Below are 12905 nucleotides of genomic sequence, written 5' to 3' on the forward strand. Positions count from 1 at the left end.
ACCAGCGACGAGCTAGCGGTAAGGACACAGGCGATTTACTCTCTTTATTGCTTCAAGTGCGGGATGAATCTGATGGAACTGGGATGAGCGATCGCCAAGTGCGAGATGAGGCAATGACTCTCTTTTTGGCGGGTCACGAAACGACTGCTAACGCCATGACATGGACATGGTTTCTACTTGCACAGCACCCAGAAATAGAAGCGAAATTGCAAGAAGAATTGAAGAGGGTGTTGGGCGATCGCGCACCCACGGTTGCCGATTTACGTCAGTTGCCTTATACAGAGCGAGTTGTGTTGGAATCAATGCGACTGTATCCGCCAGTGTGGGGAATGAGCCGACGTGCCGTAGAAGACTGCGTTCTGGGGGGGTATGAGGTCAAAGCGGGTACAACTGTGTTTATCAATCAGTGGGCGATGCACCGAGATCCTCGCTTCTTTGAAAATCCAGAAGTTTTTAACCCGGATCGTTGGGCAGATAATTTCATCAAGAAGTTGCCTACCTTTGCCTATTTTCCCTTTGGTGGCGGGTCGCGAATCTGCATTGGCAAGGCATTTGCGATGATGGAGGCAAGTTTACTACTGGCAGCGATCGCGCAAAAGTTTCGCCTGACGCTACAACCAGAGTATCCGGTGGTGCTGCAACCCTCGTTAACACTCCGCCCAAAACATGGCATGAAGATGTTGGTGACTCAGCGATAAGCGATCGCCTATTTCGATTTCAAAAACCTCACCCAAGAGCAAAGTTCCTTTGCAAGGAAGATAAACGTTTTAGCCGCGATATATCGCGTCTCTACAGGGGAGGGGCAGGGGTAAGGTTAAACCGTACTGCATTCAAACGAGAATTGCAATAAATCAGCTCTAAACGCTGATAACTTCTTTAAGAAAATACCAGCGTTTAGAACTTCTATTGAGTAGAACTAGAAGCCAGCAACTCCGCGATAAACACTTATAACCACAGTGATAATGGTGATCAGTCCTATTGAAGTGCTGAGGATAAATAGAACAGAGGGTTTCTTAGCAAGAGGTGTTTCGCTATCGTGCTGCACAGCATCAGTCTGGTTGGGATTTTTTGGTTGTTCAGTTGTCATAATGCTCCGAATTTAGATTTCAATGATTTCAATTGATTAGAAAAATTACCAAAGATTGCTGAGGATATCACCCCGAAAATGAACGATACCTTGTCCACTTAATGCCTCTATAACAGGATAGATACAAAACCTATCATGGCAAAGCGACCCTTCCAAATTTCCGAATTTGGTGTGAAGCCTTGTTCTATGTTAATGGCAGCTTCAGTATATTGTTGTTCTGTTTTTTCTGGCAAAATTTGCATTATTTAAATTCCAAACGCGACTTTGTAAAAAGAAGAAAGTCATATATAAAGGCGGGGAACGGTAAGAGAAATTAGCAAGAGATCGCCTTGCTTATAGGATTCCCCAAAATTGCAGAACTCCCTGACCGCTTACTAAATCAATGAGGACAGCAATCACAATGCCCACCATTGCCAAACGACCATTCCAAATTTCAGCGCTAGGGGTAAAACCCCATTTTCATTCGCTGCTGTAATGTTTGTAGCTCAAACTTTCTTCTCTATCTACAATCTGCATAAGCTCGCTCTAAACTGTTTTCTTTTAACTATATTATTTGAAACAAATCTTATAATGTTCTTTCCAAAGTAGTAAAACTTATCCCATTTCAGCAACTTATTCGTAATCACTAATCCCCCCCGATCCCAAACTTCTTTGTCTACCGCACATCATCCTATTCAGAGTAGAAGGGGGTAGGGGGGATAGAATATTTAGCCTGAAAATGTTGAATGAGTATTGACTAAATCTCTGAAGTATTTTTTTCACGAAGCGTCTGCAAAAAAAAGCAATCCCCCCAATTTTTAGTTTTTAAGACTACAGCACCTCAGGTTGTTAAAGGTAGAAGGGGGTAGGGGGGATAGAATATTTAGCCTAAAAATACTGAATGAGTATTGTCTAAATATCAGAGAAATTTGTTTGCGATTAATTTCTCTGTATAAAGAATGATGTATTTTGGGAAACTATCGATAAGGGTTCAGCAGATAGGTAATAGCGAGAGGGAGGAGGAAATTTGAAGCGATCGCTTCCAGCACCCAAGCTGAAATTGAGAAAAGCGGGTAAGCGTTGCGAAAGCTCTTCGCTTATCGCTCAACTTGAACTGGAATAGATCCAGATGCGATCGCACTGATAAATTACTACCGTGCGTTAGCGAAGCATGCCGTCAGGCTTATCGCATTTCTACAGAGTATCGGGGTCAACTCCCATCTGCCGCAGTCGCTCTGCCAAACGTTCTGCCCGTTGACGCTCCTGCTGTGCAACTTCTGCGGGTGTAGAGAGTTGATTACCATTCTGGTCGTACCAGTACAGCCACTCCCGCGTCCAAGCCCGATAAGTACCCTGCGCCCTACCAATTCCTAAGCCAATCTCAGGTATCCACACTGGCTCGCCGGATTGCAGCACATACTGCCCATCCACCAAGCGATAAACCTCAAAGGGTTTGTGCTTGTCACGCCTATGGTACTCCGGGTTGTAGATCGCATAGTACGACACGCCAATACTGGCATACTCATCTTTCTTGCTGTCGTACTCTTGACCGTAAGTTTTAGAGACATACTCAAGTGCCAGAAGAGGAACCTTGTCTTCTTGCCAGATAACATAACTCAACCGTCCCCCAGCACGAGTCAACCGTTCAACTCCCAAGCTTAAGAATCCATCAGGGACAATTGCAGATTTTTCAGGGTCATAGTAGACCCCCATATTGATGCCCCAAAACCAGTCTGTGCGGTTCTGCCAAAGCCAAGCTAGGATATCTCCTAATAAGCTGGCAACCAGAATTTGTAGTTGACTTTCCACAGGCTTATGGTCAGTTTCAGGCAGTTCTTCAGCGGTGGGAAGATGCTGCAACGGGTTGTACTGTACCATGACGTTTCCCTCTGGTAACTTACTGCTTGTATCTTAACTAGGCAGGGCAGTCGAGTTGTAGTTGCAGGCAATGTCACCTTTTGTTGTTGTTGACTACTTAAACAGGTCTTTGCAAATCAGCAGAGACTAAGTTAAAACTAGGGCAACACATCTACCTATAACTGTGGTGCATGGAACCTATGTCGCTTACAGCTGGCGCGCTCGTCACTCTAGTTTTAACCAAAGCCTTTGAAAAGACAGGTGAAGTGCTGGGAGAAAAGGCACTAGAGCAAGGCGGTAAGTTAATGCAACTGCTCAGGCATAAATCTCCTGACACCGCAAGTGCGATGGAAATGGTTGCACAACGTCCAGAATTAGTTGAACAACAACCTGAGATTTATGGCGAAGCCGTCTTGGTGGAAAAAATAGAATCAGCCGCCAAGTCAGATCCTGAGATTGCTACTGCTGTTCAAGCTTTAGCGGATGCTGTCAAGGCTCAGCTGCCAATTACCACCATTGAGAATTGGCAAGGGATAAACATTAAGGGCGGAAATCCCATAATCAATAACCCTAGCTTCAATTTCTGACTACAGTCACCCGAAGGGGAACGGGTAAAGTTAAAGTCTCTTACTGAAAGGTTAAAAGAGCTGGCTGGGCTTTCTAGAGGACGGTGCATAGCTCTTTGGCGAGCGGTGGGAATGCCTCGCACTGAAGCGATTAAACTTACTGATTATTCATCTATTGGCACACCTTGGGCTGAATTACAGCCGTGTGATGATAAGCCACTAATTGTACTTATTGGAGAATTTGGGGCTGGCAAGTCACTGCTTGCGGAACGCCTCTTTCAAAGGTTGATTAAGCAAGCTGAAGAAAGTAGTAATGCTCCTGTGCCTGTATATCTGAAGGCGAAGAAGCTTACAAGTTCGCTACAAGAAGCTGTAGAAGCTGAAATCCGTAAATTACCAGGAGCATCAATCGCTCAAGGTGTTGCAGTAATCATCGATGGGGCTGATGAGTTGGGCAGTGACCTGGCTGTTCAGTTATGTGACGAAGCTTGCGTTCTCGTCAACGCCTGGTTAAAAACTACTGTGGTTATTACCAGTAGACCAATTCCTACCCTTGTTGAATCAGAGGAAGCTGTTCAAGTTCCTCTACTTTCCGATGAAGAGGCATATGCTCTGGTTGAAAGATTCTCAGGACAACAAATTACGGCATATGCGGCTTTGAGATGGTCTCAATCAGTCCATGATGCTATTCATCGACCTTTGTTTGCTGTCCTACTTGGTATCTACCTACGAGACCGAGACATGATAGCACCTAGTTCTGTAGGAGAACTGCTATCAAATCTTGTTGAGCGTTCCCTCCAACAGGCAAGAGCAAGTAACCCTAATGTTGAGCAACTGCTACAACACCTTGCAGCTCTTTCTACTGACCGCAGTAAAGGTCTAGTTTCTAAAACTGAGGTGGCATCAAGATCAGAATTACAAATACTTTTAGACTCAGGATTAGTCGTTGAGGATGCTGGAACCATTAGTTTTTCACTACCAATCCTGACTCAGTGGTTTGCAGCACAAAGTTTAGCTGCTGGCATACCTGATCCAAATGACCTTACCAATGACTCTGAGCGACTTGAACGTTGGCGGTATCCAATAGCTATTTTTGTTGGTTCTTTCGACCATGACAGAGTATCAAAGCTACTGGTACCACTTGCTGAGAAGCACCCAGCTTTTGCCGCAGAAATTGTCAATGAGGAATTAGCCAGAAGGATTTGGAACGGTATACAGAATGTTTCCTTACCATCGTCATCTGAATGTGGACAACGAATACAGACAGCAATGCAGGCATGGGTAAGGGGTATTGACCCACTCTTTAAGCTTATTTCTCCTGTCCGAGATGATGGGACACTGCCACCAATAGGAATACACATAGACGAAGAACGGCTTACAACCTCTTGGTACTGTGGGAGTGATGACCTCGCTGATGTAGTCAAGTTGCAATTCTCCCAGTTCGGAGCCTCATCCGGTTGGCCCACAATTCGTGGTGGAAAGCCTAGCCCCAAGTCGGCTTGGGCTTGGGAGTGGACATTGAATGAGCTTGTTTATTCACTGTCTAAGTTATTACAAAATCGTGAACTGCCAATTAATGATGGTCTTCTTTTACGAGAAGCTGTTTGGCAGACAGCACTTACGGTCACTCGCCGTGGAAAGTTTAATTACACTCCTATCTCTCTAATCGAAATTGAGGAATGTCTCGCTAAATTACCACTGAATATTTTTCCTTCAGGGGTGACGAACAGAAGGCGTACACTATACCTCAATCAGCTTATGGCAGAAATCAACCATCTCCGTGAAGCAGGAGAAGTAGAGTTGCGCTCTCCTTTGCCTGAACCAGACCTTGGTCTTAGAGATGGATGGATCGGGAAAAGTTATACTCAACAGCAGCTGTTAGCTCGTGCCAAGGCTGTGTACTCAGGAGCGATTGAGGGATACAAGCAACTTGTTGATACATGGTTTCCAAAGTTGGCACCTCAGCTAAAAACAGCAGTGATGCTACCTGTCCGCTTTGTAGGTGTAATTGTTCAGCAGGGGGATTTCGGTATTCATTGGCATTTTGAGGTACTTCCTCACGGTAGTCAAAGTATTGTCGAACTCAGCGTTGGGGAGCGAGATATCTCCATAGACTATATCCATTTGCGCTCAGCATTGGATGAGCAACTACATTCTCTACGTCCTGAAGCAGCTACGTGGATTGGTTATACTATGTCTTGGTCAAATCTTGATGTGTTCAATCCCAACTCCGCGACAGAGCTGGCATACAGTTGGCTATGGCATGACCTTGAGAGGGTTTCTTGGGTAGATGGTCTTCTCGGTAGAATTCTTTGGTAAAGAGCCTGGTTCTTACGGAAACTTCTCAAGCAATTAGATTAAAAGTGGAACAGCACTGAGAGTAATTCCCAAAAAAATGAGATCGCTCTCAATTCTCGAATTCACAGACAAGCCTTAAATATCAAGAATCACCATTGCTGTCCAACCGTCATCAGTTTTTTCTAATTGGAACTGGTGTAAAGTAACAGCTTTGACATCTACTCGTTGTTGATGACAATCGCGCGTTTATCACTACGAGGTGACGTGGCTAGAGCCTTTGATTTGCTTGCCTGCTTGCCGCAACTGGCGTGTCAGTTGCAGGTTCAACAATACCAGTATTAGTCCCAGACCTGGAATTAGCAGAAAAATTTTCTCCGAGCCTAGTAAGAGAGCGAAAGGAGAGACAATAGACAGCGACAGCACCGCCAAGGGATCGAAATGGTGAATTCTCAGTACCGCAAAAATAGTTGGTGGCAATACAATTAGTGTCCCTAGCGTTCCCGCTGCTCAGAGCGTCCGTTGCTGAGTTCGCATGAATAATCGCAGTTGGGCTATGCTTGCGTAAATTAGGATTAAGCTAGCCACTAAAGTAAGACCAAACAACGCCCCAGTTCTGCTCTCATTTACTTTTGCAGCAGCATTTATACCAGTAGCTGATTGTGCAGGGGAGAGTAAAATAAATAAAGCCAAGGGGATGATCGCAATCACTACATTCAGCGCGATCGCTACTACCGCTGGACTTTTTTCACCCCAAATTAAATCCTTTACCAACGAGCTATCAGCGAATCTCTTGCTATTAGAACCCCTCTTGGGTCGAGCGCTTACCCAATCCTGTAGAGTTTGGCGATGAGGCGTCACAGCAGCAATTAAACAGAGGTATAGCAACAGATTCAACAACGATAGTGCCAAGAGGTTTTCTAACAGCGGCGCAGCGTAAACGCTACGATTTTCTATGGAGTTGTAATTGGCACATCCTAGAGTCAAAACTGTAAAGCAAGCAGTTAACAAATAACTCTGCTGCTTACTTAACATAGTGGCCTTGGGATTACGAAAACAACGCTGCCAAGCTTGCCAAATAAACCAAGTCAAAATGCTGTAGTTTAACAGCACAAAGCCTACGGCAGTTAAAACACTGTCACCCAATGGTAAGCTAAACCACTTAAACCCTTCCAACCCTGTGGCAAAAGCTTCATTAAAAGAACTAGCAGACAAATGTGGGATTAGGCAAAAGGGGTTAAGCAGCTTCAGCCAAGTCGTTGAATTATAGTAACTGGTCGTACTTATTCCCTTAGTTAGCATTAGTAAAGCCAGAACCGTACCACTGCCTAACCAACCTTGAAAACCGCCCAGCCAAGAACTGACAATGCCATATAACAACGCAGCACTGTAAAAGAAAATACAGCTACCAACGAGAACCCCATAGAAACTCAAAATTTGTCCAAAAGAAATTTTGGCGGCGAGTCCAGCCCACAAATGGAAAGGAACTGCAACGACGGCTACCAGATAAATCAAAATCGGAACCCCCAGCAGTTTTCCCGTCAAAATACTCGCAGTAGAGTGAGGGCTGAGCCGAGTGAAATTGAGGGTGCCGCGACGTTTTTCAGTAGCCAAATCACTAATTAGCAAATAGGTTCCTGCTAGTAACAGGATTAAGATGCCAATAATGCTCAGGGATATAAATCGGTCTAGTGACCATAATTGCGAGTTGATGATCAAATTGTCCAATCCATCCGGCAGACATAGTGGTTCCTTACTATTAGGAAGGGGCTTGCCCGTGCAATATTTATTGTAGATATCCGCGATTCGGTTAATAGGATTCGGGAGCTGGGTTTGAAAATACATGAATATTCCAATTTGACCCAGCACAGAGATAACACTTGCCAACAGAATGTTGCGAGGTTTAAGACGTCCTTTGAGTTCCCGCAACAGTTGGGGATTCCAGTTACCCAGTGGTTCTACAAAATTGTGCATTATGGGAAAAATCTCCTCTTGAAAGGATGTTTATAAATACCCACTGCGATTGGAAGGATAAGGGTATCCTGTAAGTTATGGATATACAGACGAAAGACGAAATCTGCTTTCGCAGGTTTCCAAACTTGGGTTTTTGGTGAGTCGGCGTTAGCGTAGCGTGCCGTAGGCTAGAGAGGCTTAGCTTGGGTAATATTTTCCCCGGTCAGAGTATTTAAATCGAATATCACTGACTTAAAGGAGAATTAGTCATTCTTTGAGAAACTACAGAGTAGAGGCAATTCATTCGCCCCTACAAACAACCTATGTTCCACTCAATTGAGAACCGCAATATTCGCTGCAATCTTAAAATATCCACATCGGCATTTACAATTTGCAAAGCCTTTTTGCAGATACGCACTAAATATCAAGAATCACCATTGCTGTCCAACCGTCATCGGTTTTTTCCAATTGGAACTGGTGTAAAGTAACCGCTTTGACATCTACTCGCTGTTGATGGCGATCGCTATCTAGCTTTTCTCCCTTCGTAACTGCACTTAGCTGATGCACTCCATCTTTCTCGGATATCTCAACCTGTTGCGCCCTCAGCAGTAGTAACTCACTGTCTTTGTAGTAGATAAATTCTTGCAGGAAATTAAACAGCAGCATATCTAATTCATCGTTTTCTAAGCTGAAGGTGCGCGTCTCGGTTAGCGCGATCGCATCCAGATTATCAATCATCACGTTAAGGGTTGCATCACCCGCTGCGATGAAAAGCTCCTCTAAATCCTTTCCCCAAGCGTGAAAAGCAATATCAGCAGTGGCAACATCTTCGAGAAACTCATAAGGCATAGGACTATTGCTCACACGTCTTTAACTGACTAATAATTTCTTCCTTGCGATCGCTTACCTGTTTACCGATAAAAACTAGCTCCGTCCCCTCTTGTTCAAATGGCTCTAGATCCCAACGTCCAGCCACGAAATTAAATAGATAGTTTCCTTCAGGAAATCGTACAAAACCTTTCGCCCGATAAACATCTGTCCCAAGTGAGTCGGCAAATTCTCCAAAACATTGGCGATCGAAAGTCGCAGGACTTGTCGTGCTAAAGGATTCAAATTCAAGTTGGTGAACGTGGTGAGGTTGCGGTTGAACTCGCTCTCGACCAATACCAAATAGTAAATCTGGGTCTACTTGGCATCGCTTAGTATGCAAAATTGAGGCGACTTCGTTGAAGGAGCGCAATTTATCTTCTATCGCCTTTAACTCGCTTTCAGAAACCAAATCAACTTTGTTCAAAAGGAGGGTGTCTGCTGCTTCAATTTGTATCCTAGTGGTATGTCCCACAGACGGATATTTCACCATTGCATCGGCATCGATAACCGTAACAACTCCATCCAGTCGCACTTTAGTTAAGCTTTCTTGAATGTCGAACACCAGCGCATCTGGTTCTGCAACTCCAGTTGTCTCCACCACAATATTATCCGGGTCAACGCTATCAATGATTTCATTGACAGCGGCTTCAAACTCGCCTAACAGCGAACAGCAGACGCAACCACCACCGAGATCCGCCATTTGGACATTTTTGCCTTGAATGATTTTAGTATCAATACCAATTTCGCCAAATTCATTCATCAAAATGGCAATCTTTTTAGGAAAAGAGTCGAGAATGTGACGAAGCAGAGTTGTTTTTCCGCTTCCGAGTGGCCCCGTAATCACTGTTAATGGCGTGCGTACCTGCATAAACTATCCCTTTGATGGAACTGCACTGCGATGATTGAAGAAATTCCAGCGAGAATACATTTACTTCCAGCGAAAGGCTCGCCCTACGTCGCTGTAATCAGACGAAAGCCGTCAAAAGTTTTCCACATCATTCGTTGGAATACAGAAGACGATTGCCTAGAATATGGGTCTTGGTTTAACGGTAAGTTATATCCAAAAAGATGCGATATATCTTTCGATGGAAAATGGATGGTTTATTTGGCGATGGGGGGGCGTAATGGCAACACCTGGAGCGGGGTTTGTCTGTTGCCTCGGTTAAAAACCCACTTGGAGGCAGACAATATGGGAACGTGGTTTGGAGGAGGCTATTGGAAAGATGAGAAAGAACTGTTATTGAATGGTTTGGGACAGCCAAAAGGCAGCATCCCTTTTAAATTAGGACAGTTGAATTCCCAGTTTGGAGGAGAAGATTTAGGCGTACTATATCCCCGGTTAGAGCGGGATGGATGGACTAGAGCTGGAGACAATTACGGCAATAATGTGAAAGTTGAGAATTCCAAAACGTATACGGTCAAGTGCGAAAATGACGACGGCTGGTATTGGCAGCCGAGTCGAGAGCATCCGACATTAAGAATGTATTACACAGGTTTTTTGCAACGTGGCTATACTTTCAAGTTTAGGTTAGATGAATATCCCGATCTTCTTGATTCTATTGACTGGGCTACTTGGGATTTTCTGGGTAATTTAGTGTTTGCCAAACAAGGAACCCTCTACAAATACAAGCTTAGTGACTTCAAAAAAGGTAAGCCTAGTTTCTGTAAAGATTTGGAATTTTTAGAGCAACCTAAAAAGCCAGAATTTTAGTAGGAGATGGCGATCGCGCAAATGTTAAATTTGCTTCATCCTTTAATATTTCCAATCGGTGTCAACCGCACCACCTTTTTACTAATCCCCGCTAACTCCGCCGCTTCAATTACATCATCAATGTCTTTGTAAGCTGCACCCGCTTCTTCTGCTAGTCCAGACATTGAGGTACTGCGGACATAAATGCCCTTCTTCTGCATATCCTTCAAGAGTGTTTCTCCCTTCCAAGCTTTTCGCGCCTTGGTACGACTCATTGTGCGTCCGCTTCCGTGTGCAGTGCTGAAGAAAGTTTGGTCGCCAGTGGGGACTCCGACTAATAAATAAGATCCGGTTTCCATACTGCCGCCAATAATAACTGGCTGACCAATGTTCTTGTAGCGTTCCGGAATATCTGCCATTCCTGCTGCAAAAGCGCGAGTTGCACCTTTACGATGGACGAGGAGCGATCGCTTTTTCCCATCCACAATATGACTCTCTAGCTTGGCGGTATTATGTGCGACATCATAAACCATGTGCATCCCCAAGTCTTCCGCCGAACGTTCAAAGATTTCCGAAAATACCTCGCGGATGCGATGCAGAATCACTTGACGATTGGCATAAGACATATTGATGCCGCATTTCATCGCAGCGAAATAAGCTTGTCCTTCCGGAGAATCAAAGGGCGCACAAGCTAATTCTCGGTCTAGTATTTTAATTCCATACTTGCTATCCATTACCTTTAAAAATCTTTGCAGATAGTCGGTTGCCACCTGATGACCAAATCCGCGACTTCCACAGTGGAACATCACCACCACCTGATCCGGCATGGTAATTCCCATTGTCTTGGCTAACTCTGGATCGAAAATATCTTGCTTTCGAGCAACTTGAATTTCTAAATAATGATTGCCAGATCCTAGAGTTCCAATTTGATTGAAACCCCGGTCAATCGCCTTGTCACTAATCTTTGCAGAATCAGCACCTTTAATGCAGCCGTTTTCTTCAATGAATTCTAAATCTTCTTCCCAACCATAGCCATTATTAACGCACCACTGAGCGCCTTGTTCGACCACTTTGCGAAAGTCATTCCGCGATAATTTTACAAAACCGCTGCTTCCCACTCCGGCAGGAACCCTTTCGTAGAGCCTATCTACCAGCTTTTTGATATAGGGTTTGACTTCATGGTAGGTGAGGTTTGTAACCATCAAACGCATTCCGCAATTGATATCAAAACCGATACCGCCGGGGGAAATCACGCCTCCCTTTTCCACATCCATCGCCGCCACGCCACCAATGGGAAAACCATAGCCAAAGTGTCCGTCAGGCATACACATAGCATATTTGGTTATCCCTGGAAGCGTCGCGACATTCGTTACTTGGTCGTAAACCGCTTCGTCTAATTCGGAAATGATCTTCTCTGTTCCATAAATCCGGGCGGGAACGCGCATCCCTTCCTTGTAGGAAACCGGAATTTCCCATACCGTGTCAGAAATTTGTTCTAAAAATTCCTTAATAGGCATCTCGGTTTTACTCCCAAAAGGTGATGTGGAAAATAGAGGCAACCATCTCAAACCGTATCGTTTCCAGGCTCTACCGGAGCAAGAGCTTTTGGAAGTTCTGGTCGCCCATTATTGAGAATAGGGAAAGAGATGAGTGGTAGAAGCGATCGCATCTTCCCCACCAATAGAAACAGTAAAAGTCCTTGCACCACTAGCAGGTTCGTGATTAAAAAGAATGTCGCCTCTTCAATCGGCAACCCAAACGGCTTAAATCCAATGCTATAGGTCTCAGAAATGCTCCAAATGCCCTGTCCGATGGCAATGCGGTCGGCTATCCACAGGTAAACTGTGGGGATTAGAGTGCCAATCAGCCAAGCATCTTTTCTCGCCCAGAGTTGCTTTGCTCCAACTCCCCACTGTAGCGCCAGTACGGGGCCTGCCCAAGCTAAAATTAGCCCCATGTAGACAGTCTTATCCGACTGCAACATAAAAGCTCCCGCAATGCTGAGAACGAGCCAGAAAACGATGCCAGATGCTCGCAGCCAAGGAGAATCCTCCTCCTGTGCTGGCTCAGTTGTGCGAGGAAACAGCCAGTACAGCCACAGACCCGTTAGGAGTGGCTGAAGGATGAAGAATAAATATTCCTCAACGGGCACGTAGCCAATCGTACCCACCACCCGATCCGTGCCATAGTTCCATACGTCGTGCCAAACCAGGTAATTGTCCCACGGTGTCGTATAAATCAGTGCAATCAGCGCAATCAGGGGCAGTCCTAACCACGCTCTCAGTCCTCCGATACCAGCTAGAGGTTGGCGTTGAACCCATGCTAGAAAGAGGATTGGTGGCAGGATAAAGACAAGGTGAAATGCAAAGTAGCTCATCTTGCTAGCAATACTCTAAACATTAATGATGCCGAAGTAAAAGCCAAAAAACAGCAACACAATCGCCAGAGTTGCTATCGTCAGGCTGATGCGAAATGCCTTCGGAGGCAAGTCTTCAGAGGTAATTACACTATCTCGTTGTACCTGAGTAATTGGCTTGGAGTTCTTGTCTGCCAGTTTTTGGGATGGATTGGTTTCTGTTGGTTCCATAGACTTTTTTTGCGTTTTGCA

General features: G+C 44.9%; 13 protein-coding genes and 2 pseudogenes. 4 read left to right on the plus strand and 11 right to left on the minus strand.

Annotated elements, in window-relative coordinates; genetic code table 11:
• Positions 1–698, plus strand: a 698-nt coding sequence (locus NDA06_RS24600; protein ID WP_348251895.1) for a cytochrome P450, incomplete at its 5' end; no start/stop codon positions are given.
• Positions 699–916: 218 nt separating this feature from the next.
• On the opposite strand, the gene NDA06_RS24605 is transcribed toward NDA06_RS24600, so the two are convergent.
• The 3 genes and pseudogenes from NDA06_RS24605 to NDA06_RS24615 form a co-directional block, all read right to left on the minus strand.
• Positions 917–1087 carry a hypothetical protein gene (locus tag NDA06_RS24605; protein ID WP_190532048.1) on the minus strand — a complete coding sequence of 57 codons (171 nt, stop codon included), beginning with the start codon at positions 1085–1087 and terminating at the stop codon, positions 917–919.
• Positions 1088–1420: 333 nt separating this feature from the next.
• Positions 1421–1603, minus strand: a pseudogene (locus NDA06_RS24610) (chlorophyll a/b-binding protein).
• 657 nt (positions 1604–2260) lie between these two features.
• Complete coding sequence (locus NDA06_RS24615) at positions 2261–2944, minus strand: Uma2 family endonuclease (protein ID WP_190987183.1); 684 nt, start codon at positions 2942–2944, stop codon at positions 2261–2263.
• 179 nt (positions 2945–3123) lie between these two features.
• Between NDA06_RS24615 and NDA06_RS24620 the strand changes: the two genes are divergently transcribed.
• Positions 3124–3510: a hypothetical protein gene (locus NDA06_RS24620; RefSeq protein WP_190532054.1), complete on the plus strand. Its 387-nt coding sequence runs from the start codon at positions 3124–3126 to the stop codon at positions 3508–3510.
• 111 nt (positions 3511–3621) lie between these two features.
• Positions 3622–5808, plus strand: coding sequence for a hypothetical protein (locus NDA06_RS24625; protein ID WP_348251896.1), 2187 nt, complete (start codon positions 3622–3624; stop codon positions 5806–5808).
• Positions 5809–5922: 114 nt separating this feature from the next.
• Here NDA06_RS24625 and NDA06_RS24630 read toward each other — a convergent pair.
• The 5 genes and pseudogenes from NDA06_RS24630 to NDA06_RS24650 all read right to left on the minus strand — a co-directional run.
• Positions 5923–6021 (minus strand): annotated as a pseudogene (locus tag NDA06_RS24630) (archease); the annotation flags it as partial.
• An 18-nt stretch (positions 6022–6039) separates the two neighbouring features.
• Positions 6040–6264, minus strand: a complete 225-nt coding sequence (locus tag NDA06_RS24635) for a hypothetical protein (protein ID WP_199300367.1) — start codon at positions 6262–6264, stop codon at positions 6040–6042.
• 30 nt (positions 6265–6294) lie between these two features.
• Positions 6295–7758 carry an ABC transporter permease gene (locus NDA06_RS24640; protein ID WP_199324154.1) on the minus strand — a complete coding sequence of 488 codons (1464 nt, stop codon included), beginning with the start codon at positions 7756–7758 and terminating at the stop codon, positions 6295–6297.
• 396 nt (positions 7759–8154) lie between these two features.
• Positions 8155–8586, minus strand: coding sequence for an archease (locus NDA06_RS24645; RefSeq protein ID WP_190986370.1), 432 nt, complete (start codon positions 8584–8586; stop codon positions 8155–8157).
• A gap of 4 nt (positions 8587–8590) precedes the next feature.
• Positions 8591–9475: a GTP-binding protein gene (locus tag NDA06_RS24650; protein WP_190432584.1), complete on the minus strand. Its 885-nt coding sequence runs from the start codon at positions 9473–9475 to the stop codon at positions 8591–8593.
• Between the two features lie 30 nt (positions 9476–9505).
• On the opposite strand from NDA06_RS24650, the gene NDA06_RS24655 reads away from it, so the two are divergent.
• Positions 9506–10318: a hypothetical protein gene (locus tag NDA06_RS24655; RefSeq protein WP_190432582.1), complete on the plus strand. Its 813-nt coding sequence runs from the start codon at positions 9506–9508 to the stop codon at positions 10316–10318.
• A gap of 35 nt (positions 10319–10353) precedes the next feature.
• Here the strand turns inward: NDA06_RS24655 and NDA06_RS24660 are convergent, their stop codons facing one another.
• From NDA06_RS24660 to NDA06_RS24670, 3 genes are all read right to left on the minus strand, one after another.
• Positions 10354–11814 (minus strand): RtcB family protein, encoded by a 1461-nt coding sequence (locus tag NDA06_RS24660; RefSeq protein ID WP_190986348.1) that lies wholly within the window; start codon positions 11812–11814, stop codon positions 10354–10356.
• A gap of 47 nt (positions 11815–11861) precedes the next feature.
• Positions 11862–12674 (minus strand): lycopene cyclase domain-containing protein, encoded by an 813-nt coding sequence (locus NDA06_RS24665; protein WP_190986349.1) that lies wholly within the window; start codon positions 12672–12674, stop codon positions 11862–11864.
• A gap of 15 nt (positions 12675–12689) precedes the next feature.
• A partial coding sequence (locus tag NDA06_RS24670; protein WP_348251897.1) for a hypothetical protein occupies positions 12690–12905 on the minus strand: 216 nt, incomplete at its 5' end.

The organism is Trichocoleus sp. ST-U1, assembly GCF_039961835.1.
Taxonomy (GTDB): Bacteria; Cyanobacteriota; Cyanobacteriia; order Cyanobacteriales; family FACHB-T130; genus FACHB-T130.